This window comes from Burkholderia sp. LK4 (genome assembly GCF_001043615.1).
Lineage (GTDB): Bacteria > Pseudomonadota > Gammaproteobacteria > Burkholderiales > Burkholderiaceae > Burkholderia > Burkholderia cepacia.
On sequence record NZ_LDUL01000041.1, the window covers coordinates 98367 to 123065 of the forward strand.

29 protein-coding genes are annotated in these 24699 nt (G+C 66.8%); 14 read left to right on the forward strand and 15 right to left on the reverse strand.

What is annotated here, in order from left to right; all coding sequences use genetic code 11:
- Positions 1-175 precede the first annotated feature (175 nt).
- The 5 genes from VK92_RS21265 (at position 176) to VK92_RS21285 (ending at position 4232) form a co-directional block, all read left to right on the forward strand.
- Complete coding sequence (locus VK92_RS21265; RefSeq protein WP_048025143.1) at positions 176-745, forward strand: YdeI/OmpD-associated family protein; 570 nt, start codon at positions 176-178, stop codon at positions 743-745.
- Between the two features lie 204 nt (positions 746-949).
- Positions 950-1795, forward strand: coding sequence for a GNAT family N-acetyltransferase (locus VK92_RS21270; RefSeq protein WP_048025141.1), 846 nt, complete (start codon positions 950-952; stop codon positions 1793-1795).
- A gap of 401 nt (positions 1796-2196) precedes the next feature.
- Positions 2197-2769 (forward strand): TetR/AcrR family transcriptional regulator, encoded by a 573-nt coding sequence (locus VK92_RS21275; RefSeq protein WP_048025139.1) that lies wholly within the window; start codon positions 2197-2199, stop codon positions 2767-2769.
- 22 nt (positions 2770-2791) lie between these two features.
- On the forward strand, positions 2792-3787 hold the full coding sequence (locus VK92_RS21280) for an alpha/beta hydrolase (RefSeq protein ID WP_048025137.1): 996 nt from the start codon (positions 2792-2794) through the stop codon (positions 3785-3787).
- A 19-nt stretch (positions 3788-3806) separates the two neighbouring features.
- Entirely contained in the window at positions 3807-4232 is a 426-nt protein-coding gene (locus VK92_RS21285) for a DUF6331 family protein (protein WP_048025135.1), read from the forward strand.
- Here VK92_RS21285 and VK92_RS21290 read toward each other — a convergent pair.
- Positions 4229-4861, reverse strand: coding sequence for a LysE family translocator (locus tag VK92_RS21290; protein WP_048025133.1), 633 nt, complete (start codon positions 4859-4861; stop codon positions 4229-4231). The two genes, VK92_RS21285 and VK92_RS21290, sit on opposite strands and share 4 nt — an antisense overlap.
- A gap of 116 nt (positions 4862-4977) precedes the next feature.
- On the opposite strand from VK92_RS21290, the gene VK92_RS21295 reads away from it, so the two are divergent.
- On the forward strand, positions 4978-5439 hold the full coding sequence (locus VK92_RS21295) for an Lrp/AsnC family transcriptional regulator (protein ID WP_027791696.1): 462 nt from the start codon (positions 4978-4980) through the stop codon (positions 5437-5439).
- Positions 5440-5559: 120 nt separating this feature from the next.
- Here the strand turns inward: VK92_RS21295 and VK92_RS21300 are convergent, their stop codons facing one another.
- The 5 genes from VK92_RS21300 to VK92_RS21320 all read right to left on the reverse strand — a co-directional run bounded on the left by VK92_RS21300 (position 5560) and on the right by VK92_RS21320 (position 9553).
- The gene (locus VK92_RS21300) at positions 5560-6945 is read right to left on the reverse strand and encodes a collagen-like triple helix repeat-containing protein (RefSeq protein WP_048025130.1); all 1386 of its coding nucleotides are present in this window, start codon (positions 6943-6945) and stop codon (positions 5560-5562) included.
- Between the two features lie 283 nt (positions 6946-7228).
- Positions 7229-7576, reverse strand: coding sequence for a copper-binding protein (locus tag VK92_RS21305; RefSeq protein ID WP_048025128.1), 348 nt, complete (start codon positions 7574-7576; stop codon positions 7229-7231).
- A 66-nt stretch (positions 7577-7642) separates the two neighbouring features.
- On the reverse strand, positions 7643-8434 hold the full coding sequence (locus VK92_RS21310; RefSeq protein ID WP_048025126.1) for a DUF2182 domain-containing protein: 792 nt from the start codon (positions 8432-8434) through the stop codon (positions 7643-7645).
- Positions 8431-9075, reverse strand: coding sequence for a DUF1326 domain-containing protein (locus VK92_RS21315; protein WP_048025124.1), 645 nt, complete (start codon positions 9073-9075; stop codon positions 8431-8433). Before VK92_RS21315 ends, VK92_RS21310 begins: the two co-directional genes overlap by 4 nt.
- Positions 9076-9253: 178 nt before the next feature.
- Positions 9254-9553: a hypothetical protein gene (locus VK92_RS21320; protein WP_021164379.1), complete on the reverse strand. Its 300-nt coding sequence runs from the start codon at positions 9551-9553 to the stop codon at positions 9254-9256.
- Here VK92_RS21320 and VK92_RS42545 point away from each other — a divergent pair.
- The gene (locus VK92_RS42545; protein WP_165589141.1) at positions 9486-9746 is read left to right on the forward strand and encodes a hypothetical protein; all 261 of its coding nucleotides are present in this window, start codon (positions 9486-9488) and stop codon (positions 9744-9746) included. The two genes, VK92_RS21320 and VK92_RS42545, sit on opposite strands and share 68 nt — an antisense overlap.
- Before the next feature lie 35 nt (positions 9747-9781).
- Here VK92_RS42545 and VK92_RS21325 read toward each other — a convergent pair whose 3' ends face one another.
- From VK92_RS21325 to VK92_RS21350, 6 genes are all read right to left on the reverse strand, one after another.
- The gene (locus VK92_RS21325) at positions 9782-10030 is read right to left on the reverse strand and encodes a hypothetical protein (protein ID WP_042978349.1); all 249 of its coding nucleotides are present in this window, start codon (positions 10028-10030) and stop codon (positions 9782-9784) included.
- Between the two features lie 94 nt (positions 10031-10124).
- Positions 10125-10652 carry an acyltransferase gene (locus tag VK92_RS21330; RefSeq protein WP_027791703.1) on the reverse strand — a complete coding sequence of 176 codons (528 nt, stop codon included), beginning with the start codon at positions 10650-10652 and terminating at the stop codon, positions 10125-10127.
- A 2-nt stretch (positions 10653-10654) separates the two neighbouring features.
- Entirely contained in the window at positions 10655-11599 is a 945-nt protein-coding gene (locus tag VK92_RS21335) for an electron transfer flavoprotein subunit alpha/FixB family protein (RefSeq protein ID WP_048025122.1), read from the reverse strand.
- A gap of 16 nt (positions 11600-11615) precedes the next feature.
- Positions 11616-12365, reverse strand: a complete 750-nt coding sequence (locus VK92_RS21340; protein WP_048025120.1) for an electron transfer flavoprotein subunit beta/FixA family protein — start codon at positions 12363-12365, stop codon at positions 11616-11618.
- 32 nt (positions 12366-12397) lie between these two features.
- The gene (locus VK92_RS21345; protein WP_048025119.1) at positions 12398-13186 is read right to left on the reverse strand and encodes an SDR family NAD(P)-dependent oxidoreductase; all 789 of its coding nucleotides are present in this window, start codon (positions 13184-13186) and stop codon (positions 12398-12400) included.
- 66 nt (positions 13187-13252) lie between these two features.
- Complete coding sequence (locus tag VK92_RS21350; RefSeq protein ID WP_048025117.1) at positions 13253-14089, reverse strand: alpha/beta fold hydrolase; 837 nt, start codon at positions 14087-14089, stop codon at positions 13253-13255.
- A gap of 139 nt (positions 14090-14228) precedes the next feature.
- Here VK92_RS21350 and VK92_RS21355 point away from each other — a divergent pair, with 139 nt between their 5' ends.
- From VK92_RS21355 to dmpG, 6 genes are all read left to right on the forward strand, one after another.
- Positions 14229-15008: an SDR family oxidoreductase gene (locus VK92_RS21355; RefSeq protein ID WP_048025115.1), complete on the forward strand. Its 780-nt coding sequence runs from the start codon at positions 14229-14231 to the stop codon at positions 15006-15008.
- Positions 15009-15161: 153 nt separating this feature from the next.
- A complete protein-coding gene (locus VK92_RS21360; RefSeq protein ID WP_048025113.1) occupies positions 15162-16727 on the forward strand; it encodes a DUF1302 domain-containing protein in 1566 nt (521 codons plus the stop codon).
- 38 nt (positions 16728-16765) lie between these two features.
- Entirely contained in the window at positions 16766-18148 is a 1383-nt protein-coding gene (locus VK92_RS21365) for a DUF1329 domain-containing protein (RefSeq protein WP_048025111.1), read from the forward strand.
- 102 nt (positions 18149-18250) lie between these two features.
- On the forward strand, positions 18251-19033 hold the full coding sequence (gene dmpE, locus VK92_RS21370) for a 2-oxopent-4-enoate hydratase (RefSeq protein WP_021159451.1): 783 nt from the start codon (positions 18251-18253) through the stop codon (positions 19031-19033).
- A 13-nt stretch (positions 19034-19046) separates the two neighbouring features.
- On the forward strand, positions 19047-19946 hold the full coding sequence (locus tag VK92_RS21375) for an acetaldehyde dehydrogenase (acetylating) (protein WP_048025109.1): 900 nt from the start codon (positions 19047-19049) through the stop codon (positions 19944-19946).
- A 16-nt stretch (positions 19947-19962) separates the two neighbouring features.
- Positions 19963-20994, forward strand: coding sequence for a 4-hydroxy-2-oxovalerate aldolase (dmpG, locus tag VK92_RS21380; protein WP_048025108.1), 1032 nt, complete (start codon positions 19963-19965; stop codon positions 20992-20994).
- 195 nt (positions 20995-21189) lie between these two features.
- Here dmpG and VK92_RS21385 read toward each other — a convergent pair whose 3' ends face one another.
- Both VK92_RS21385 and VK92_RS21390 read right to left on the reverse strand, forming a co-directional pair.
- The gene (locus VK92_RS21385; RefSeq protein WP_021159448.1) at positions 21190-21432 is read right to left on the reverse strand and encodes a hypothetical protein; all 243 of its coding nucleotides are present in this window, start codon (positions 21430-21432) and stop codon (positions 21190-21192) included.
- Positions 21429-22676, reverse strand: coding sequence for an alkaline phosphatase family protein (locus tag VK92_RS21390; protein WP_053076300.1), 1248 nt, complete (start codon positions 22674-22676; stop codon positions 21429-21431). Before VK92_RS21390 ends, VK92_RS21385 begins: the two co-directional genes overlap by 4 nt.
- Before the next feature lie 420 nt (positions 22677-23096).
- On the opposite strand from VK92_RS21390, the gene VK92_RS21395 reads away from it, so the two are divergent.
- Positions 23097-23903 carry an alpha/beta fold hydrolase gene (locus VK92_RS21395; RefSeq protein WP_048025106.1) on the forward strand — a complete coding sequence of 269 codons (807 nt, stop codon included), beginning with the start codon at positions 23097-23099 and terminating at the stop codon, positions 23901-23903.
- A gap of 168 nt (positions 23904-24071) precedes the next feature.
- Here the strand turns inward: VK92_RS21395 and infA are convergent, their stop codons facing one another.
- Positions 24072-24335: a translation initiation factor IF-1 gene (gene infA / locus VK92_RS21400; RefSeq protein WP_027791717.1), complete on the reverse strand. Its 264-nt coding sequence runs from the start codon at positions 24333-24335 to the stop codon at positions 24072-24074.
- Between the last annotated feature and the right edge of the window lie 364 nt (positions 24336-24699).

Consider the following 24699-nt stretch of genomic DNA (forward strand, 5'->3'; position numbering starts at 1 on the left):
TCGATGCTTCCGTCACCGGGTATGGGAAACGGTATTCCGACCCAAACCCGTCGACGGGCTGATGACTGCGGATCTGCCGGTCTTTCGGTCACGCCACGGGCGTCAATGTCCGTATCAACACTGTTAGACTGCGGACGCCTTCCCCGTAGATGTACTCACCATTCAGGACATCGACATGACCGAATGCACGCTCACGTTTTCCAGTCAGATCGAATGGGAAAGCTGGTTAGGGGAAAACGGCAGCATGTCAACCGGCGCATGGCTGCGTCTCGCGAAAAAAGGCACCGGGCAGCGAACCGTCACCTACGAACAGGCGCTGGAAAGCGCCCTCTGCCATGGCTGGATCGATGGTCAAAAGCGGGCCGGGAACGACCAATACTGGTTACAACGCTTCACCCCACGCACCGCCAAAAGCCTGTGGTCGCAACTCAACAAGGACCGGGCCGAAGCACTGATCGCCGCAGGCAGAATGCGCCCGCCCGGCATGTGCGAAATCGAGAAGGCCAGGAAGGACGGCCGCTGGAACGCTGCTTATACGTCGGCCAGCAACTCGACCGTGCCGGACGACCTGCAGGCGGCTCTGGACGCCAATCCCGGAGCCAAAAAATTCTTCGCAACCCTGAACAGCCGTAACCGCTATGCGATCCTGTATCGCATACAGAATGCCAAAAAGCCCGAAACAAGGGCGCGCAAAATCGCGGAGTTCATCGACATGCTGATGCGTGGCGAAACCTTCCATCCATGAATTTTTCGCCGACGGAGATTTTCCCGAACGTGGGGGATACAACCCGTCGTGGCCGCTTCGGCTAGGCATCCGTCATCACACACTCGTTCCATTCTTCGGACTATGATGATCCGGCCGGCAGCCACGGGGCTGCCGGCTCACGCTTCCTCGATACATTTCACGTAACGCAACGCGCATTCCCGAGCGCAGCGACCGGGGTGAATCATGGATCAACACGAAGACTTCATCGTGCGCACCATGTCGGCCGACGAGGTAGCCATGTCGATCGAATGGGCTGCGGCGGAAGGCTGGAACCCCGGCCTGCATGATCCTTCCTGTTTCCGGGAAGCGGACCCGGCCGGGTTCTTCGTCGGCGTGTGGCGTGGCGAGCCGGTCGCGTGCCTTGCCGCCGTCGCCTACGACGATCGCTTTGGTTTCATCGGCCTCTACATCGTGAAACCCGGGTTTCGCGGCAAGGGCTTCGGCATCCGAATCTGGCAGCACGGCATGCGTTACCTCGCCGATCACAACATCGGGCTCGATGGTGTCGTGGCCCAGCAGGCGAACTACCGGAAGTCCGGATTCGCGCTCGCGTACCGCAACATCCGCTATCAGGGGCGCGTGGACGGCATCGGGTGCGCGCAGGTGACCGCCGCGGCCGACGTGCCGTTCGAGCAGTTGCTCGCCTACGACCGCCAGTGCTTTCCAGCGGCACGCGCGCGTTTCGTCTCCGCGTGGATCGCGCAGCCGGATGCCGTGGCGCTCGTGGCCGTCGACGCCGGCCGGATCGCCGGATACGGTGTCGTGCGACGCTGCAAGGCGGGCTGCAAGGTCGGCCCGCTGTTCGCCGACGACGCAGGCGTTGCCACCGGGCTGTTTCGCGCGCTGGCCGCGCGCATGCCCGGCGAGGTCATCGTGCTCGACGTGCCGGAAACGAACCCCGCAGCCGTCGCGCTGGCGGAACGGCACGGCATGACGAGCGTCTTCGAAACCGCGAGGATGTACACGCAAGACGCGCCGCCGATTGCAATCGAACGCGTGTTCGGGGTGACGTCGTTCGAGCTGGGGTAATCGTCCCGAACGGGGCGGACGCCCAAGTCGCTACGCGATGCAACGTCAGCAAGCGTGGCTGGGTAATTCCGCCCTCTACGGCCCTTGTACGGCAGGTACGGGCATCGTGCGGGCATCAACGGGCCGCCCGTCGGAACGGGTGATGCGCAGACGACGCAGATCCCGATCGCCGCGACAGCCGGGTGGATATGGCTTACATGCTCGACGCATGTTTGTCTCCGCTTCCTGCCGCACGGCACCCGACCAAAGCGGCCATCCCCGATCACATGAAGCCATAGCGCTTCGACGCTCCGGAACACGTCACCCCAATGACGCATGGGCAGAACCGGCACCCCGGAAAATTGACATCCCCACCGAACCTAATACAATTAGCCTTTTGACTAACTCGAATAGCATCTGTCATGGCACGCGCCGGCATCACCCTGGACAAACTCGTCGAAGCCGGCGCACAGCTCGCCGATGAGACCGGCTTCGAGCACCTGACCGGCGCAGCGCTCGCGCGTCACTTCGACGTCAAGCTCGCCAGCCTGTACTCCCATGTCCCGAGTTTCGACGATCTCAAGAGCCGGATCGCACTCTTCGCGCTGAGGGAACTCGCCGATCGCGCAACCGAAGCACTGGCCGGCCGTACCGGCAAGGACGCGCTGACAGCGCTCGCCAACGTCTATCGCGACTACGCGCGCGAGCACCCCGGCCGTTTTGCAGCCGCGCGCCACCCGCTGAGCGTCGAGCGCGCCACTGAAAGCGCCGGCGGCCGGCTGGTCAGGATGACCTCGGCCGTGCTGCGCAGCTATGACATGCCGGAAGCCGAGCAGCCGCATGCGATCCGCCTGCTCGGCGGCTTTTTCATGGGCTACGTCACACTCGAAAGCGCCGGCGGGTTCTCGCACAGCGCACCGGCTTCCGACGCGTCGTGGTTGCGCAGTCTCGATGCGCTTGACGTGATGCTGCGCCACTGGCCTTGCGCCGCATGACTCGCCCAACGGAGCCGAATCGATGAAAGACCAACCCGACGGCGTGGTCCTGCCGAGCCGTGTCGTCCCCTTCCCGGCCTCGATCAGCGAAGAGGCGCGAGCCGCGTTGCAACGGCTGGTCGGCAGCGACGGCGTGCCGCTGAACGCGCTGCACGTGATGCCTGCCCCGGACGATTTCGACGCATGGATGCGCGTGAAGGCGGCCGCCGACGCGCACTACGCGGCGGCCATCGAGCAGCTCGGCGGTCATCTGCGTTCAAGCGTGGAGACGATCCGGGCCGGCGCCGCGGACGTGCACGTCGCCACGCCCGAGGCAGTGGCTTCCGGCGAATGCGCGTACATCGACCTGCATGGCGGTGCGCTGGTTCTCGGCGGCGGCGCCGCATGCCGCGCCGGTGCGCAGATGCAAGCCGACCGGCTCGGCATTCGATGCTACGGCGTCGACTATCGTCTGCCGCCAGAACATCCGTATCCGGCCGCACTCGACGATTGCATCGCCGCGTATGCGTACGTGCTGGAGCGCTACGCACCGGAAAACATCGTCATCGGCGGGCGCACGGCGGGCGGCAACCTCGCCGCCGCGATGGTGCTGCGCGCCCGCGACGAAGGGTTGCCGCTGCCGGCCGCGCTGGTGCTGCTGTCGCCGGAAGTCGACCTGACCGAATCCGGCGACAGCTTCGAAACCAACCGCCTCGTCGACGTGGTGTTGCCGACGTCGCTGATGCCGAACAACCTGCTCTACGCGAACGGCGCCGATCTCGCGCATCCGTATCTGTCGCCGCTGTTCGGCGATTTCGCTGCCGGTTTCCCGCCGACCTTCATCCAGAGCGGCACACGCGACCTGTTCCTGTCGAACGCGGTCCGCCTGCACCGCGCATTGCGGCGCGCGCAGGTGCCGACCGAGCTTCACCTGTTCGAAGGCATGCCGCATGGCGGGTTCATGGGCGCCCCCGAAGACATGGAACTGAGCCAGGAAATCGCGCGCTTCGTGCATGCGCATTTGCCTGCATTGAATTGAATCCGTCGAGCGTCGGACGATGAACGGCAAACCCCACAAGGACGACATCGGCATCGGCCCGGATCGCTGGATCGAATTCGGCGATCTGTCGGGCGGGCAGGCGCAGGCGGTCGCGATCGATCCCTGTCTGGCCGGGGTCATGTCGCTGATCGATGCACTGGAGACGGACTGTGTTGCCGAATGCTGCGGCATCGACGCATTCGGTTTCTGGCCGGACGAGATCGCGGTTGCCGTGAGCACGCTCGATCGCGCCGCACTGGCACGGCTCGCCGACGATCTGCTGTCGGTTCAGCGTGCGATCGACGCGTTGCCGGCCGATCTCGTCGTCAGCACGCGGATGAACCAGTTTTTCAGGAAGGCGGTGTTAGTCGAGTTGCTCGCGCATATCCGGACGACTCTCGACGCGATCCGGTCGCAGCGCGATGCGCGCGACGCATCGGCCTAAATGACGGCGCGCACGCCCGCGACCACCTGAATCACGCCGAACACCGCGACGACCGCGGCCGACACGCGCGACAGCCCGTGCATGAACGCGAACGACATCCGCGTGCGCAGCGCGGCGGTCGTACCGCTCAGGCACAGCCACCACGTCGCGGAGCCGATGAACACACCGGCGACCATCAGCGCCACGGCCGGCCACATCGCGCCTTCCCGCGCTCCCGTCAGCGGGCCGAGCGCCGCGAAGATCCCGACGAACGACAGGATCGTCATCGGGTTCGACAGCGTCAGGCCGAACGTCGTCAGGAAGTCGCGCAGGACGGTCGTGCGCGGCAGGTCGCGTTGCGCCGTCGGCGCGGCCGGCGCCTGGCGCGCGATGGTCCACGCCAGCCACACGAGAAATGCGCCACCGGCGATTTTCAACCCGACGGTCAGCATCGGGAACGCCGTGACGATACCCGCGATGCCGAGCGCACCGAGCAGGCCATAGATCGCATCGGCGCACGCGGCGCCGACGCCCGTCGCGAATCCCGCCTGAAAACCGCGGCTCAGGCTGCGCTGGATGCACAGCATGCCGATCGGGCCGACCGGCACCGCGATCGACAGACCCATTACGACGGACTTGATGAACAGCATCGCCTGCTCCTTGCGACATGTGACGCGTTGAACAGGCATCGTAGGGAAAGTCCGGTCATCGCTGAATGCGGTTTTTAAGGAAAAATGGCGGCTCCACCTTAAAAAATTCCACCGCGATGGACGATCTGGACTGGAAGGTACTGGCGCTGTTGCAGGCCAACGGCCGCATCAGCTACACGGAGCTGGCGCGCCAGGTGCATCTGTCGGTGCCGGCTGTGACGGAGCGCGTGAAGCGCCTTGAAGCGGCCGGCGTCGTCGAGGGCTACACCGCGCGGATCAATCCTGCCGCCGCCGGCTATCCGGTCAGCGCGCTGATCGGCATCACGGTGCCGCAACCGGCGAAAGCGAAATTCCTCCGGTTGCTGGAGACGATTCCCGAAGTCGTCGAATGCCATCACGTGACGGGCGCGGACTCGTATGTGATGCGACTCGTCGCGATCAGCATGACCCATCTCGAACAACTGATCGAACGCATCAACCTGTACGGCGAAACACGCACGTCGATCGTGATGTCGACGCCGCTGCCCGCACGCGGATTGGCGCGGCCGCCGTCGCCGCGCGACATCGTTCGCGATTGACGCATCGAGCGGCCCCGCCCGATCCGTTTTCCGCGGGAGACCATCAGGAAACCCGCCGGCGGTAACCGGAGGCCAGACTTCATCTGGCCGGTTACCGCCGTGACGATCCGGACCGCTCGGCTACTTGCCGGCCACGCCGCCAAGCAGGCCGCCCACCAGCCCCGTAATGGGCGCGAGCGGATTGGCGAGCGCCCCCAGCGGCGAGCCGCCATCCGCGCCGGTCGCGGAACCGTTGTGAACCGTCGCCGGCATGCCGCCGACCACGCTCGTCACCAGGCCCGCCACCGGCACCGCGCCGTTCGCGCCGCTCGGGTTCACGAGGCCGCCCACATTGGTCACGGTGTTGCCGACCGCGCGAACGAGCCCGCCGACGCCGCCGACCAGCGGCTGGGGCGACGTGGACGTCACCTTCCATCCCGCCGACGTGATCGCGCCGCCGATCTGTCCGAGCAGGCCCGCGACCGGCTGTCCGAGGCCGGTCGCCGTGCCGACCTGCTGCGTGACCTGGCCGACGGTCGTGACGAGCGGCGTGATCGCGGTGCTGATCGCCTGCGTCGTCTGCTGGACCGGGGCCGACGACAGGGCCGAGCCGAGCATGGTGCCGCCCGTCTTGATGCCGCCGGACACGGTGTCGAGCAGGCCGCCGACCGGGGTCGTGAGCGGCGCCAATGGCGACAGCGGGCCGGTGCCGAGCGCCTTCACCGTGTCGCCGAGGCCGGCGACCGGATTGCCGACCGAGCCGACGATGGAGCCGAGCCCGGCGACCGTCGTGCCGACGGGGTTCGCCGTGAAACCGGTCTGGCCGATGCCGTTGCTCACGGCGTTCGACGTGTCGCGGATGATCGTGCCCACACCCGTGACCGTGTTGCCGAGGCCGGTGGTCACGCCGTTGCCCACTCCCGGCGGATTCACTTCACTGATCGTGGCGCCGGCGGCCATGACGACCGCCCCGACGGAACTGACGATGCCGTTCGTGCCGGGGGTTCCGCTCGTGCCGCTTGTGCCGCCGGTTCCGCTCGTGCCGCTCGTGCCGCTGGTTCCGCTGGTTCCGCTGGTTCCGCTGGTTCCGCTGGTTCCGCTGGTTCCGCTCGTTCCGCTCGTTCCGCTCGTTCCGCTCGAGCCGCTGGTTCCGCTCGTGCCGCTGGTCCCACTCGTGCCGCTGGTTCCACTTGTTCCGCTGGTTCCACTTGTTCCGCTGGTTCCGCTCGTGCCGCTGGTTCCACTCGTTCCACTCGTTCCACTCGTGCCACTCGTGCCACTCGTGCCGCTTGTGCCGCTTGTGCCGCTTGTGCCGCTTGTGCCGCTTGTGCCACTCGTGCCACTCGTGCCACTAGTCCCACTAGTCCCACTCGTCCCGCTCGTCCCACCCGTCCCGCTCGTACTCGTTCCGATGTTGTTGCCACCCGGCTTCGGCGCCGTGACATCGCTGCCGCCGCACGCCGCCAGCGCACACGCCGCGGCAATCGCGGCGAGCGCAACGTTCGCCTTGATGAAATGATTTTGCATGGAAGCCCCCGTCTGCAATTCAGCGCGATCCTTCCTGCAAGCATCTACCGTGCCATGCCCGTCGGTTCCGGTAACGATCCCGCCGCCGCACCGCAGCGCCCCTGCCGACGCCATACTCCCGCGCAGCACATCGCCCGCGCCTCCATCCGCAGCGTTCAATCCGGCCGTGCGTTCCGGCAGCACCGACGTAACACCGATCCGGCGTTACGTAGCACGACTCCCCCAAAAAAACGGCCGGGACCGCACACCGCCGGTCCCGGCACATTGCACATGCCACGCGTCGTCACGGACGCTTCACGATCTTCACAATCGTAAGCGTGCCGTTCACGCTTTCGACGCGCACCCTGACCTTGTCGTCGACATGAAGCGACGTCAGCATCGCAGCATCCTCGACCTTGAACGCCATCGTCATCGGCGGCATCCCGACGTTGTCGAGCGCGCCATGCTTCAACATGACCAACCCGCGCCCGGCATCGATCTCCTTGACCTCGGCATCGGTCAGCGCCGCATCCGGCGCCGACATCTTCGAACTACCCATGCTCATCGCAGGCATGTCGCTGCCCGCGAACGCCGGCATCGCGACGACTGCCGCCGCGCACCAGGCGGCGAAAGCGTGAAAGCAGGTCTTCATCGATCGTCCCCCGCAGCCCCGAAGACATTCCCGTTGTTCATCGAAGCCGCGACGCGGATACCCGGCTCAAACGAACAACGTCGCACCGGCCCATGCGATCAGCACGACGCCCAGCACGCGCCCGGCGCGCTCGCCGCCGGGCAGGACTTTTTCCGCGAACACGAACACCGACAGCGCGGCGATCCACACGACGTTCATCACGCCGCCGACGAACAGCAGCGCCATCAGCAACCCGCAGCACCCGACGCAATACATCCCGTGTCGCGCACCGAGCAGGAAACTGCCGGCGATGCCCGGACGCCAGTGCGCAACCAGAAAGGCCGCCGGCGCGCGGCATTGCCGAAGGCATGCACGTTTCAGCGGCGAGAATTGATAGAGCCCGGCCAGCGCGAGCACGGCCGCGGAAAGCACCGCACTCTTCGACCACAGCATCATCGCGGAGATCAGCCCGGCCGGCTGCAGCAGTGCCTGGAGCAACGCCGCGCCGACCGAGAACGCGAACCACGCGGCCAGATAGCCGGCCAGCAGCGACAGCGACGTCAACGCAGCCGCCGCACCGTCCGCGCCGCGATGCGTTAGCACACGCCGGTAGAGCATCACGAGCGGCGCCGCGCTGGGCGTCATCATCGCGATCATCATCACCCACCACATCACGATCACGGTTGGCAGCGACGGATCCATGCTGCCCATGTCGCCCGTCAGCCGATGCGGAAAGAGCGCGATCGCCGTCATCTGCAGCGCCGACATGCCGGTGCCCGCGCCGGTCCACAGGTAGAACCAGCACACGCCGACGAGCGCGGCCATGCCGAGCAGCGTGACGACGCGCTCGCGCCCGAGCCAGGTGTCGAACGGGGTCATGCCGCCGCGCGATGCCGGATCAGCCCGTGGTTGTTCAGGTGCAGCCGCGCGAACTGCGCATAGGTTCCGTCGAGGTTCAGCACGATGTTGCCTTGCGAGCGCCCGGTGCCCGAACCGATCTCGGCGAGTTCGTACTCGAAACCGTTCGGCAGGTCGATCCGCGCGCGATGCTCGGCGCCCGTCACCGGGTTGCGGATCGGATCGCCCGCGACGTCGAACACGCCGTCGACATGAATCCGGCCGTGCCGCGCATCGACATCGACGTCGAAATCGATCTTCGTGAAGATCGGATCGAACGCGTGCTCGAGCGTCGACGCGAATACCGCGAACATCGTCGCAAACGGATCGGTATCCTGACCGGTCATGATCTTCAGCACCGCTTCGCGTTGCGCCGGACTCGCGCGCTCGTCGACGATCGGCTGGCACTTGCCCCGGCCTTCGTGGACCGCCCCCGGCCACTGAAACACGACCGCGATCCTGACGCCGTCGAGCACCACGTCGCCATGGTGGCCGCTGTCGATCGAAATCGCACCCATTGCTTCGCATCCGCCGTGCGTCGGCGGTGCATTGAACTGGCAAGGGCATCCGTATGAGCAATTGCAGCTCATCATTTCGGTGCCCTGAATCTCCCACGGCGTCATGGCTTCACCTCGCGCGCTGTAACACATGAACGCTTCGAATCTAGTGCACGGCATCGGGGAAATCAAAGCGGGAACGGATGACCGATACGACGGGAGAAACCCTCGAATTCCGGTGGCGCGCATGGCGCGTCGACCGGCTCGCGGACGGCCGCTCAGATCCAGACGTCACGCCCGCACGTCACACGACCAGCGACGCGACGATCGCACACCACACGGCACTTGCGCCGCACAGAAACACGCGCCGCGCGACGAGCATCCGCGATTCGTCTCCAGCGGTCTTCATGGGCGAAGTCGCGAGAAAAGGCACGCTGGCGAGGCACGCGAAACCCGCGAGCGCGAGCACGATCACGACGTAATCGCCGAACCGCCAGGGCAACGGCTCGTGCAATCCCCAGTAGCCGAGAAACAGCATGCCCATCGAAAACATCGTCGCGGCGGCCGAACTGAGCGCGACCACCGATCCCGTCGGAAATTGCATGGGAGCCTCCCCTCGCGCAGCGTGCGCGATGCCGGATCATTATCCCGGCGCGGAGGGGAAAAGCACAACGCCGGCCGGCCGCAGCCCGCGCGGCGCGCGCTCGAGCAACGATACGCCGGTCGCCTCCTCGAGCAGCCGCAGATGCGTGTCGATCGCGGACGGCGCGGAGCCGATGATCGTTGTCACGGATTGACAGAAACCGGATTCGCGCGATGGAACTGCCCGCCTTCAACCCGGCTTCTTCGTGGCCTGCACGACGGAAATCCAGCCCACCACCGCCGCGGCGACCCAGCAACAGGCGATCATCAGGTCGAGATCCATCCAGCCTTCGAAATTCGCGCTGTTTTCGAAGCTGCAGCGCTGATGGCCCCTGACCCACACGCAGCCGCTGATGAGCTGCTGGATGTGCATATAAACGCTGTAGACGGCAAAAGCCGACGCGATGACCGTGAGCCGCAAACGGACGTTCTTTTTCATGTGACGCGAATGCCGGTGGAAAGCCAGTGCCGATCTTACGGCAACGGCAACCTGCCCGGCAATCCGTCGCATCCTGCCCCCGGATGCCTTTCGCTCACGCGTCGATCCGTCTGATCGTCCTCAGGCAATCCGCTGCCAGCTGCTGATAAATCCGCGTGCCGTTCGCCTTCGCGTCGATCTCCGCGTCGCTCAGCCGACGCACGACCCGCCCCGGCATGCCCGCGAGCAGCACGCCGCGCGGCACGTCGTAGCCGGCCTTCACGAATGCGCACGCGGCAACGATCGTCGTGGCGCCGATGGTCGCGCCGTCCATCACGACCGCATTCATTCCGATCATCGTGTCGGGTTCGAGCGTCGCGCCATGCACGATCGCGCCGTGACCGATGTGGCTGTTGACGCCGAGCCGGCACGTCTCGCCGATCCCGACGTGCAGCACGCAGCCATCCTGCACGTTGCTGCCGTCCTCGACGACGATCGCGCCGAAGTCGCCGCGCAGGCTCGCATGCGGGCCGATGTAGCAGCGCGCGCCGATCGTCACGTCGCCGATCACGACCGCGCTCGGGTCGACGTACGCGGACGGATCGACGCGCGGCCGCATCCCGTTGAATTCGAACAGCGGCATCGTCAGAGCGCCGCGACCGCTTCCGGCACGAGCGCGAACAGGTCGCCGACCACGCCGTAGTCGGCCACGCTGAAGATCGGCGCTTCCGGGTCCTTGTTGATCGCGACGATCACCTTCGAATCCTTCATCCCGGCCAGATGCTGGATCGCACCCGAGATGCCCACCGCGATGTACAACTGCGGTGCGACGATCTTGCCGGTCTGGCCGACCTGGTAGTCGTTCGGCACGTAGCCGGCGTCGACTGCCGCGCGCGAGGCGCCCAGTGCGGCCGACAACTTGTCCGCCAGCGGCTCCAGCACCTTCGTGTAGTTCTCGCCGCTGCCCAGACCACGGCCGCCCGACACGATGATCTTCGCGCTCGTCAGCTCCGGACGGTCCAGCTTCGTCACTTCACGGCTCACGAACTGCGACTTGCCGGCGTCTGCCGCCGCCTCGATCTTCTCGACCACCGCGCTGCCGCCTTCCGCTGCAACCGGATCGAAACCCGTCGCGCGCACCGTGATGACCTTGACCGGATCGCCCGACTGCACCGTCGCGATCGCGTTGCCCGCGTAGATCGGGCGCTCGAAGGTATCGGCCGACACGACCGCCGTGATCTCGGAGACCTGCGCGACGTCCAGCTTCGCGGCGATACGCGGCGCGATGTTCTTGCCGTATGCAGTCGCCGGCGCGAGGATGTGCGAATAGTCCTTCGCGATGTTCAGCACGGTCGCCTCGACGTTTTCCGCGAGGCCGTCGGCCAGTTGCTGCGCATCGGCCAGCAGCACCTTCGACACACCTGCGATCTTCGCTGCCGCATCGGCCGCGCCTTGCGCGTCGTGGCCCGCGACCAGAACATGCACGTCACCGCCACCTGCCGCGCCGAGCGCCTGCGCAGCCGCCACCGCATTGAGTGTCGCGGCCTTGATCGATGCGTTGTCGTGTTCCGCAATTACCAGAATCGTCATTTCGTTGCGTTCCCTGTTACAGCACCCTGGCTTCGGTCTTCAGCTTCGCGACCAGCGTCTGCACGTCCGGCACCTTCATGCCGGCTGCGCGCTTCGGCGGCTCGTTCACGTTGAGCACTTTCAAACGCGGCGTCACATCCACGCCAAGGTCGCCGGGCTGCACGATCTCGAGCGGCTTCTTCTTCGCCTTCATGATGTTCGGCAAGGTCACGTAGCGCGGCTCGTTCAAACGCAGGTCGGTGGTCACCACGGCCGGCAGTCGAAGCGACAGCGTTTCCGCGCCGCCGTCGACTTCGCGTGCAACCGTCGCACGCCCGTCGGCCACCACCACCTTCGATGCAAACGTCGCCTGCGGCAAACCGGCCAGCGCGGCCAGCATCTGCCCGGTCTGGTTCGAATCGTCGTCGATCGCCTGCTTGCCGAGAATCACGAGCGACGGCTGCTCCTTGTCGACCAGCGCCTTCAACACCTTCGCGACGCCCAGCGGTTCAACGCTGTCGTTCGACTCGACGAGGATCGCGCGATCCGCGCCGATCGCGAGCGCCGTGCGCAGCGTTTCCTGCACCTGCGCGACGCCGACCGACACCGCGACCACTTCGGTCACGACACCGGCCTCCTTCAACCGCACGGCCTCTTCCACGGCGATCTCGTCGAACGGGTTCATCGACATCTTCACGTTCGCGATGTCGACGCCCGTCCGGTCGGATTTCACGCCGACCTTCACGTTCGCGTCGACCACGCGTTTCACTGCCACGAGCACTTTCAACTGCGCGTCTCCCTTGTGGTGCGATAGCCGCGTCAGCGCGCGGTATAACCGCCGTCGATCACGAGCTCCGCGCCCGTCACGTAACGCCCGGCCGGCGACACGAGATACAGGATGCCGGCCGCGATGTCGCGCGGGCTGCCGATCTTCGCCATCGGCACGTGCGTCTGCAGGTAGCCGAACACGTTGTCCGGGTCCTGCCCCATCTGGCGGAACGCGTCCTCGAGCATCCGCGTGCGGATATAGCCGGGGTGTACCGAGTTCGCGCGGATGTTCTTCGCCGCGTACAGCATCGCGTCGACCTTCGCCATCATCCGCACCGCGGCCTTCGACGCGTGATACGCGGGCACGTCGGGGCCACCGACGATCCCGTACATCGACGACAGGTTCACGATCGACCCGCCGCCGGCCGCGTCGATATGTGGAATCGCGGCACGCGTGCACAGGAACACGCCGTTCACGTTCACGTCCTGCACGCGCTGCCACTGCGCGAGCGTGAGTTCGTGCGTCGGCACGTTGTGGCCTTCGATGCCCGCGTTGTTGACGAGCACGTCGAGGCGCCCGAAGCGCGCGACGATCTCGCCGAACACGCGCGCCACGTCGGCCTCCTGCGTCACGTCGAGCGCCCAGAACGCGGCCTGGCCGCCCTGCGCGCGAATCTCCTCGACGAGTGCTTCCGCCGGTTGCGACAGCACGTCGAGAATCGCGACGCTCGCCCCGGCCGCGGCCAGCGTGCGCGCGGTCTCCGCGCCGATGCCGCGCGCGCCGCCGGTGATCGCGGCCACCTTGCCGCGCAGGTCGAACAGGTCTTCGATGAGCTTCATGTCGTCTCCATGTATGTGTTCAGACGGCCCGCCCGCATCGGGGCAGGCCCTCGCGGGCATCCGGCGTTATCGCGTATTCCGCGCCGCAAGAAAATCGAGGCATTCCCGATTGAAATAGTCGGCGTGTTCCACCATCACCCAGTGGCCGCACCGGTTCATCAGCACAAAACGCGCGTCGCGGCAGTGTTCGAGGAACTTCAGCGCGCCGCCGACCGGATTGAAACGGTCGTCCGTTCCCCAGAAACCCAGCACCGGGCAGCGCAGGTCGCCGAGCGCACCGGTCAGGTTCGGCACGCTCATCGTCGACAGCACTTCGGTCGGCTGCTCGACGCACACCTTCATCCGCTCGGCCACGAGCGCGTCGGTGACGATCGCCGGATCGTGCACGAGCAGCGTGAGCAGCTCGCGCATCGTGTCGTCATTCATCTGGCGATTGGTGAACAGCTTCACCATCCGCTGGATGCCCTCCATCCGGAAATAGGTGTCGCGATCCTCGACGCCGCCCGGCGCCATCATGATCAGCCCGTCGACTTCGTCCGGGTAATCGAGCGCGTACTTGAGCGCGATCGCGCCGCCGAGCGAGTTGCCGAGCAGCACGGCCGGCCCGATCCCGAGCGCGTCCAGTTGCGCATGCAGCGCGCCGACGAAGAAATCGAGCGTATAGGCGACGTCGGACGGCTTCGACGACTGCCCGTAGCCCGGCAGGTCGACGACGATCGCGCGATGGCCGGCCGCCGCGAACGCGGGCACGTTGTGCTTGAAGTTGCTGAAACCGCTGGCGCCCGGGCCGCTGCCGTGGATGAACACCACGGGCCGGCCCTCGCCCGCCTCGTAATGGTGCAGGCGCAGGCCGCCCGGCACGTCGGTGAAGATGCCGGCCGGCGGCGTCGTGGGGATCGTCATCGCGGGTTGTCTCCTTCGTCGTTCGATGGATGCCTGACCACGATGATTGCGTCGCCGGCGCCGGCCGGCATCGTCCTTTCAGACTACGAAGCCGCGCGCGCTTCTTCCTATCATCGGCCCACCGAAACGGAGGCAGACGATGAACGGATTCGACTACAGCGGCAAGACAGTGCTCGTGACGGGCGGCACCAAGGGCATCGGGCGGCGCATCGCCGAACGGTTTCTCGCGGCGGGCGCGCGCGTGTTCGTCTGCGGACGCAGCGCGCCCGACACGCCGCCCGCGGCCGGCGGCCGCACGGCGGCATTCGTCGCGGCCGACCTGCGCGACATCGAGCAGGTCGACACGATGCTCGCAACCATCCGCGCGGAGGCCGGCGGCCTCGACGTGCTCGTCAACAACGCGGGCGGCTCGCCGTTCGCGCTTGCAGCCGATGCGTCGCCGCGCTTCACCGAATCGATCGTGCGGCTGAACCTGATCGCACCGCTGCAGCTCGCGCAGCGCGTGAACGCGATCATGCAGCCGCAGCCCGAAGGCGGCGTGATGCTGTTCATCGCGAGCGTCAGCGCGTCGCGGCCGTCGCCCGGCACGGCCGCGTACGGCGCCGCGAAAGCGGGCCTCGTCAATGCGGTCACGTCGCTCGCGGTCGAGTGGGCGCCGCGGGTGCGCGTGTGTGCGATCAGCCCGAGCCTCGTGCAGACGGAATCGGCCACCGAAGGCCACTACGGCGACGACGATGCGCTCGACGCGATCCGCACGACGATTCCCGCCGGCCGCCTCGCGACACCCGACGACGTTGCCTCCGCGTGCCTCTTTCTCGCGTCGCCCGACGCGTCGTACACGTCGGGCGCGAACCTGCGGCTCGACGGCGGCGGCGAACGGCCCGCGTTCCTGTCGGCGGCACAGGCGAACGCGCGATGACACGCGCCGCGCATGCGGCCTCGCGCGATCGTTGCCAGTCCTAGGGAAGTCATCTAGTTCATTTTGACGATTCCCTGCTACCGCGATCTCCCTACTCTGCCTCTCACGACAACACATAGTCGACCGTCGTCGATACCCCCAAGAGGAGACACCATGCATCAACGGATTTCGCGCCGTACCGGCAAGCGGGCAACCGCCACGCTGTCGACGCTGGCCGCCGCGCTGCTGACGTGCGCCGTTCCCGACGCGCACGCCGGCAGCACGATCGAGCTGGGCGCCGACACGACGCTGGACTACACGTTCACGCTCAGTTACGGCCTCGGCATGCGCACCCGCGCACCGAGCGGCAATCTCCTCACGCCGGCGAACATCAACGGCGACGACGGCGATCGCAACTTCGCGAAGAACAAGCTGATCGAGAACCAGGTCAGCCTGCTCGGCGAAGTGAACCTGAAGCACGACGACTGGGGTGTGTTCGTGCGGGCCGACACGTTCTACGACCAGGCGTACCACCGCCCGAACTACAACGACGCGCCGGGCACCGTGAACCAGTCGGGCCAGTACAACAATTTCACGAGCGACGCGCGCTACTGGTCGGGCGGCCACACGACGCTGCTCGCCGCGTATGCGTACAACACGTTCCACATCGGCTCGACGAGCCTGAACGTGAAGGTCGGCGATCAGGTGGTCGCGTGGGGCGAAAGCCTGTTCTTCCCGAACATCGCGGGCGCGCAGGGCCCCGCCGACGCGACCAAGTCGTACATGGCCGGCGCCGAGGTGAAGGACATCCTGCTGCCGGTGCCGCAGATCTCGACGCAGTGGCAGATCACGCCGAACTTCAGCCTGCTCGCGTACTACCAGTTCGCGTTCAAGGAGAACCGCCTCACCGCGCCGGGCACCTACTGGAGCTATTCGGACGTGGTCGGCCCGGGCGCGCAGTTCATCATCGGCCCGGGCGGGATGATCATTCCGCGCGGCGCCGACGACAAGCCGAGCGCACGCAACCAGTGGGGGATCGGCGCGCGCTTCCGCGTGTTCGGCGACACGGAGCTGGGCGTGTATCACCTGCACTACAACGACATGAACCCGAGTGTCGTCACGACGTACTTCCCGACGCTCCAGTACCAGCAGACCTACTTCAACAACATCAAGCTGACCGGTGCGAGCTTCTCGACGCAGGTCGGCCCCGTGAACGTCGCGGGCGAAGTGTCGTACCGCCAGGGCGCGGCCGTGCTCGTCAATACCGCGATGGGCCCGCAGTCGACGCGCGCGAACGTGCTGCAGACCAACCTGTCCGGCATCTACTCGATCGGGCCGAGTTTCCTCGCGAATTCGCAGTCGCTGATCGGCGAACTCACGTACGTGCACGCGGGCAGCATCTCGGAGCAAGGCGGGTCGACCACGCTCGCGAATTCTCGCAACGCGCTCGCAATGGAGATCGCGTGGACGCTCAGCTACAAGAACGTGTTCAACGGCTGGGATCTCGACGTGCCGCTGACCTACACGCACGACCTGACGGGCACGTCGTCGCTCGCCGGCGCGCTCGGCTCGCTGACGGGCCAGGGCGACCACCGCGTGACGGCCGGCGTGACGTTCACGCGCCTGAGCAACCTGCAGCTGTCGCTCGTCTACGCGAAGTTCCTCGGCTCGCCGAACCCGGTCACGCGCCCGCTCGCGGATCGCGACTACGTGCTGGCCACGGCGACCTATCACTTCTGAGCGGCCCGGCCGCTCGTCACTCAGCAAGAGGATTTGTCATGAAGCGAATTCGTCTCCCCCTCCTGCGCGCGTCGGCGATCGCCGCGTGCGCACTCGCCGCGACGGCGTCGTACCCGAAGGTCACGCCGGACGACCTGAAGGCGCTCGACGGCCAGTTGCCCCCGATGGGCGCCGTGCGCGCCGCAAGCAAGGACAGCGGCGTGCCCGAGTGGTCGGGCAAGTGGCTCGGCACGCCGCCGGACGTGCAGTACAAGCGCGGCAGCCGTTACCCCGATCCGTACGCAAGCGAGAAGCCGGTCGCGACGATCACCGCGGAGAACATGGCGCAGTACGCCGAGCACCTGACCGACGGCCAGAAGGCGATGTTCAAGCGCTATCCGGCCACGTTCAAGATCGTCGTCTACCCGACCCACCGCGACTTCCGCTACCCGGATTCCGTCTACAAGGACATTCGCACGTACGCGCCGGACTCGACGATGACGTCCGACGCGAACGGCCTCACGAACGCGCCGCCGACGGTGCCCTATCCGATCCCGAAGACCGCCGCCGAATTGCTGTGGAACCAGCGCTTCTCGTCGTCGATCGGCACCGAGCAGGCCACCTACGACCAGGCGGTCGTCTACTCCGACGGCAACATCGCGTGGGGCAAGGTGCGCTACGACATCTACTCGCCGCGCAACGTCGGCAAGTACGACGTGAAGAGCGACCTGAACAACCGCACGTACTACCGCAACGCGACGGAGCTGCCGCTGTCCGACCGCGGCTCGCTGATCGTCGGCTTCACGAACTGGGACAAGGCCGGCGCGGACAACTCGTCGCGCACGTGGATGTACAACCCCGGCACGCGGCGCGTGCGCCAGGCGCCCGAATACGGCTACGACCAGCCGCAGGGCCCGGGCGGCTTCCGCACGGTCGACGACGACCGCCTGTACAACGGCCCCGGCGATCGCTACGACTGGAAGATCGTCGGCAAGCGCGAGATCTACGTGCCGTACAACAACTACAAGGTGATGGACAGCGCGGTGAAGTACGGCGAACTGCTGACCAAAGGCCACGAGAACCCGAGCTACATCCGCTACGAACTGCATCGCGTGTGGGTGCTGCAGGCCACGCTGAAGAGCGGCTACCGTCACCAGTACGCGAAGCGCGTGCTGTACATCGACGAGGATTCGTGGCAATCGCTGCTCGCGGACAACTACGACGCGCGCGGCCAGCTGTGGCGCACCAACGTCGCGACGTCGCTGTACGCCTACGACGCGAAGGTGTTCTACCCGAGCGCGGTGTTCTTCCACGACCTGATCTCCGGCGCGTACATGGCCGACCGCCTGACGAACGAAGGCCCGATGCCGAAGCTCGACAACAGCCCGCAGTTCAACGAGGCGTATTTCTCGCCTGACGCGATCCGCAGTTCGGGCAACTGATCGACCGACCGACGCGGCATGCCCGTGACTCACGCGCCGGAGCCCCGCTCCGGCGCACGACGCCGCCCGTGACGGCGGCCATTTCCATTCGAGGGCCCTTTCATGTCTTCCCGCCTGCATACGACGCTCGGCGACGAGCTGTACGCCGCATGGCACGCACGCGCACCGGTCGCGCCGCTGTCGGGCCGGGCGCGCCGCCTGTCGCTCGACGACGCGTACCGCATCCAGCAGCGCTTCATCGAACGCCGCGTCGAACACGGCGAGGCGGTCGTCGGCAAGAAGATCGGCGTGACGAGCCAGGCCGTGCAGGACATGCTGAACGTGCGCCAGCCCGATTTCGGCATCCTGCTGTCGGGCATGCACTACGCGGCCGGCGAGGCGATCGCCGCCGATTCGCTGATCGCGCCTCGCGCCGAGGGCGAGATCGCGTTCATCCTTGCGCGCGACCTGCGCGGCCCCGGCATCGACCGCACCGACGTGATCGCCGCGACGGCCGCCGTCGCGCCCTGCTTCGAGATCGTCGACTCGCGCATCCGCGACTGGGCGATCCGCATCGAGGACACTGTCGCCGACAACGCGTCGTGCGGCGTGTACGTGCTCGGCGAAACGCGCGTCGACCCGCGCACGCTCGATCTCGCCGCGTGCGAGATGACGATCGAGAAGAACGGCGAGCCCGTCGCGCAAGGCCGCGGCGACGCGGCGCTCGGCCATCCCGCCGACGCGGTCGCGTGGCTCGCGAACACGCTCGCCGCGTACGACGTGCCGCTGCTTGCCGGCGAGATCGTGCTGTCCGGCTCGCTCGCGAAACTGATTCCGGTCACGGCCGGCGACGCACTGTCGATGCATATCTCCGGCATCGGCAGTTGCGACGTCCGCTTTATCTAAAGGAACCATCCTGATGAAGAAAATCAAATGCGCACTGATCGGGCCCGGCAACATCGGCACCGACCTGTTGTTCAAGCTGCGCCGCTCGCCGGTGCTCGAACCCGTGTGGATGGTCGGTGTCGATCCGGCCTCCGACGGCCTCGCGCGCGCCCGCGAATTCGGCCTGAAGACCACCGACAAGGGCGTTGACGGGCTGCTGCCGCACGTCGCCGCCGACGACATCCGCATCGCGTTCGACGCGACGTCGGCCTACGTGCACCGCGACAACTCCGACAAGCTCACCGCGCTCGGCGTGAAGATGATCGACCTGACGCCCGCCGCGATCGGGCCGTACTGCGTGCCGCCGGTGAACCTCGACGCGCATCTCGACAGCGCGCAGATGAACGTGAACATGGTCACGTGCGGCGGCCAGGCGACGATCCCGATGGTGTACGCGGTGTCGCGCGTGCAGCCGGTCGCGTACGGCGAGATCGTCGCGACGGTATCGTCGCGCTCGGTCGGCCCCGGCACGCGCAAGAACATCGACGAATTCACGCGCACGACGTCCGGCGCGATCGAACAGGTCGGCGGCGCCCGCAAGGGCAAGGCGATCATCGTGATCAACCCGGCCGAGCCGCCGCTGATCATGCGCGACACGATCCACTGCCTGACCGACGGCCCGCCCGACGTCGACGCGATCACCGCGTCCGTGCATGCGATGGTCAAGGAAGTGCAACGCTACGTGCCCGGCTATACGCTGAAGAACGGCCCGGTGTTCGACGGCAATCGCGTGTCGGTGTTCATGGAGGTCGAAGGGCTCGGTGATTACCTGCCGAAGTACGCGGGCAACCTCGACATCATGACCGCCGCCGCGGCCGCCACGGCCGAGCGTTTCGCCGAACAGATGCTGGCCGCGACGGCCGCCACCGCTTGAGTCGAGGAGTCACACGATGTCACTTGCAGGCAAGAAGATCACCGTCCACGACATGTCGCTGCGCGACGGGATGCACCCGAAGCGCCACCAGATCACGCTCGACCAGATGCGCAGCATCGCGCGCGGGCTCGACGCGGCCGGCGTGCCGCTGATCGAGGTCACGCACGGCGACGGGCTCGGCGGCGCCTCGGTCAACTACGGTTTCCCCGCGCACACCGACGAGGCGTACCTGGGCGCCGTGATCCCGGAGCTGAAGCAGGCAAAGGTGTCGGCACTGCTGCTGCCCGGCATCGGCACCGTCGAGCATCTGCGCATGGCGCACGAACTCGGCGTCGGCACGATTCGCGTCGCGACGCACTGCACCGAAGCGGACGTATCGGAACAGCACATCGGCCTCGCGCGCACGCTCGGCCTCGATACGGTCGGATTCCTGATGATGGCGCACATGTCGTCGCCGGCGCAGCTCGTCGTGCAGGCGAAGCTGATGGAATCGTACGGCGCGAACTGCATCTACATCACCGATTCGGCCGGCCACATGCTGCCCGACGACGTGACCGCGCGGATCGGCCAGGTGCGCGACGCGCTGAAGCCGGAGACGGAGCTGGGTTTCCACGGCCATCACAACCTCGCGATGGGTGTCGCGAACTCGGTCGCGGCCGTGGCGGCCGGTGCGAACCGGATCGATGCGGCCGCGGCCGGCCTCGGCGCCGGCGCGGGCAACACGCCGATGGAAGTGTTCGTCGCGGTATGCGACCGGATGGGGATCGAGACAGGCGTCGACGTGTTCGCGATCTCGGACGTCGCCGAGGATCTCGTCGTGCCGATCATGGATGCGCCGATCCGCCTCGACCGCGATGCGCTGACGCTCGGCTATGCGGGCGTCTACTCGTCGTTCCTGCTGTTCGCGAAGCGCGCGGAAGCGAAGTACGGGATTCCCGCACGCGACATCCTCGTCGAACTGGGCCGGCAGCGGCTCGTCGGCGGGCAGGAGGACATGATCGAGGATGCGGCGCTGACGATGGTGCGGGCGCGGGAGGTGGCGGCGTAAGCGAACGCCTGCGTCGGCGCAGTGCAACGGGTTGTCGGCATCGACAACCTCGCTTGCGCGGCACTGCTGCCGACGGGCCGGCTGCTCGCCGATTTGCACGGCCGGCGCCGCATCGTCATCGCAGGCACGGCCCCCTTCACCGTCGCGTCGCTGCCGTGCGCGCTCGCGCCTTCGATATCGGTGCCGCTCGCCGCATCACCGATGCTTCCCGCCGTGCCTGCGCCGCCGATGCGCTTCGCGCGCCTGCAGCAGCGACGGCATCAGTTCCTCGATGTATTGCCGCGCCTGCCCTCGCGTCACGATCTCGCTGAAGCGCTGATGGGCCTTGTCATGGCCGACCAGCGCCGCATGCGCTTTCTTCAGGATGTGCAGGTACGCGATCAGGCTCGTGCCGTCGCGCACGGGCAGCGCATCGCGCGGGTCCGGTGTCGTACTCATGTTCCGATCCTTTGCGGACAATCCGTCCGGCACGTAGTCGTCACGAGCGCCAGCAGGTCGTTCGCGAGACGGTCGCGGTCGGTCAGCGGCGCAAGGCCGAACAACCGCTCGAGCGTCGCGGCGACCGACGCATGGTCGTACACCGTATGGTCGACCCGCCCTGCCGCGACCCACGGCGAAATCACGATCGCCGGCACCCGCACGCCGTACACGTCGAACCCGAAGCCGCTCGCGTTCAGCGTCGCCGCCGCGCCATCGTTCGGCGGCGGCGCAGCGCCCGGCCCGACCGAATCGTAGAAGCCGCCGTGCTCGTCGTAGCAGATCACGAGCAGGCTGCTGTTCCACACCGGCGAATTGCGGATCGCGTTGTACACGCGCGCGACGAGCTGGTCGCCGCCGGCGAGGCCGTCCATCGGATGCTGCGAGCTGCCGTTCTGGTAGGTGCCGTGCACGATGTCGCCGTAACCGGGCTCGATGAACGTATAGCGCGCCGTATAGCCCGCCGCGAGATCGGCCTCGAAATGCGCGAGGTCGTCGATGTCGAAGAAGCTGATGCCCTTCAGCGACGCCACCTGCGGCACGTGGCCGAGCGGATTGCCCGTCTGGTCCTGGTAGATGCGCCAGTTGTCGTCGCCGAGCGCGGCGAAGATCGAACCCTTCGGATACGGGAAACCGTCGAACGCGTCCCATCCGGCCATTTCTTCCTTGGTCGGCGAATGGTCGAGCCCGGCCGACGACGCACCGTGCAGGAAAAAGCGATTCGGCCAGGTCGGCCCGGGCATCGACGCGTGCCACGCGTCGCACAGCACGAACGCGTTCGCGAGTGCGTGCAGCGAAGGGGCCTGCGTCGCGATGTCGACGCCCTGCATGATCTTGCCCGCGTCGGCCGGCTGCGGCGGCTTGCCTTCGGAACGCGACGTCGCGTAGTTCGACACGAATCCGGTATTGCGGATCGGCGGATAGGCCTGCCCTTTCACGAACGGCACGCCCGCGCCGCAGAGCTGCTCGAGCACGTCGGTGAATTCGTGGCACGGATCGGTCGGCATCCGGTCGGGCGCGCCGCCGCCGAACGGATAGACCGCGCCGCCATACGCGTTGCTGTTGCCCGGCGACGCGGCGACGATGTCGGGGTAGCCCGACAGCGCGAACAGGTGATCGAAGGAGCGGTTCTCGAGCATCAGCACGAACACGTGCTGGATGCGGTCCTGAACCGACGGGGATGCGGGGGCTGCGTCTGCACTCATGGCGCCTCCTGGCGTCGCGCGACGAAAGTCCGGCTGGCACGGCCGTTGGCCCGCTGAAAGACGCTGAAGGGATTGAAAGCCGCACGCGCGGCGCGGGCCGCGAATTGCCGACGAGTGTACGACCGCGCCGGCCCGCACGTAAAGCCATACGTGAGCCGCACGCGAACCGCGTCGCCGCGCGTGCGGTCAGCCGCCTGCCGGCGCGGTTTTCCGCGTCACGACATCGGGCTGACGATCGCGTTGCGGCTGTCGGACGACAACGGCCAATGCGCGCCGCATCGACGTATCGGGCGGGATAGCGCGTCGAACGTTGACTTTCGCCGATCGGCCCGATACGATCGATGCACTTTCAAGACGCCCTCCCGGTCCGCCGGGAGGGCGTTTCGTTTTGGTTCACCCACCAAAAGGAAACGCCTTGAAATGAACCGTATCGACCCCCTCTCCTCCGCGCCGAACGCCGACCACGACGGCCTCGGCTACCTGCGGCACGGTACCGGCCCCGAATGCGTGATGGTCCTGCACGACTGGCTCGGCGACCATACGAACTACGCGGCGCTACTCCCGTATCTCGACGAATCGACATTCACGTACGTGTTCGTCGACCTGCGCGGCTACGGCGAATCCATCCACCTGAGCGGCACCTGTACCGTCGACGAGATCTCGGCCGACTGCCTCACGCTCGCGGACCGTCTCGGCTGGCCGCGCTTTCACGTGATCGGCCATTCGATGACGGGCATGGCGACACAACGGCTCGCCGCCGATGCGCCCTCCCGCATCAAGAGCGCGATCGCCGTGTGCCCGGTGTCGGCCGCCGGCAACCGCCTGAACGACGACGCACGCGCGTTCTTCGCGAGCACGGCCGTCGATGACGATGCGTTTCGCCGGCTCATGCGATTCGTGACGGGTGGATTGTCGGCGCGCTGGGCCGACCTGAAACTGCGGCAGAACCGCGAGCGCGTGGCGCCGGCCTGCCGGCTCGCGTATCTCGACATGCTGACCGGAACGGATTTCGTCGACGATATCCGCGGGCTCGAGACGCGCTTCCTGGTGATCGTCGGCGACAAGGATCCGGGGCTCGACGAAGCGGCGATGCAGGCGACGTTCCTCGCGTGGCACCCGAACGCGCGGGTCGCGACGATACCGAATAGCGGGCATTACCCGATGCAGGAGTGCCCGCCGTATTTCGCGATGGTCATCGAGGATTTCCTGCGGGACGCGGCTGCCTGAGCGTTGGCGCACGCGCGGCGGCCGGTGAAGGCGATGTGGGCCGCTGCGGCATGACGACGCCGCCGGCGGCCGGTAAACGGCAAGCAACGGGCCGTTCATCCGGTTCGTCCGGCCGTGGAGGCCGGACGGGATTCGATCGGCACGCGGTTGCGCGCCGATCGTTGCCGCTTAACGACGCGGCCCGCCGGTGCGCTGCGGACGCGGCGAATTCGCGTCCTTGTGCCGGAAGTTGATGCGGCCCTTGGTGAGGTCATAGACCGACAGTTCCAGCGTCACGCGGTCGCCCGCGAGAATGCGGATGTGGTTCTTGCGCATGCGGCCGGACGCGTATGCGCCCACCACGACGCCGTTTTCCAGCGTGACACGGTATTTGCTGTCCGGCAGCACTTCGTCGACGATTCCGTCCAGTTCCAGCAGTTCTTCTTTTGCCAAACCAATTCCTCCAGACAAGGTAATTGACCGCAGCCGCGGCGATCTGCCCGGCGCCGTGTCCCGCAACGGGACGGCGGCCGGCAGGCTGCCGGGGATCGGTTCGTTCAGACGGGCCATGGGCCTGTCTTGCGATCGGAGCCCGGCGCGTTGCGGCGTTCAGGCGGTCGGTGGCGGCGGCGCATACGGCGCCGCGCAAGTCGGGACCGCGCCGGCAAGGCATGGCGGCGGTCTGCTCGGGTTGATGCGTTGAAGCGGTGATGCGCTGGCGAAGCGGCGGGCGCTTCGCGAGGGCGTTGCGTCGCACGCCGTACAGGCATGCGATGAGGGAGGCGACACGACCGATGCATCGTGAATGTCGCGATGC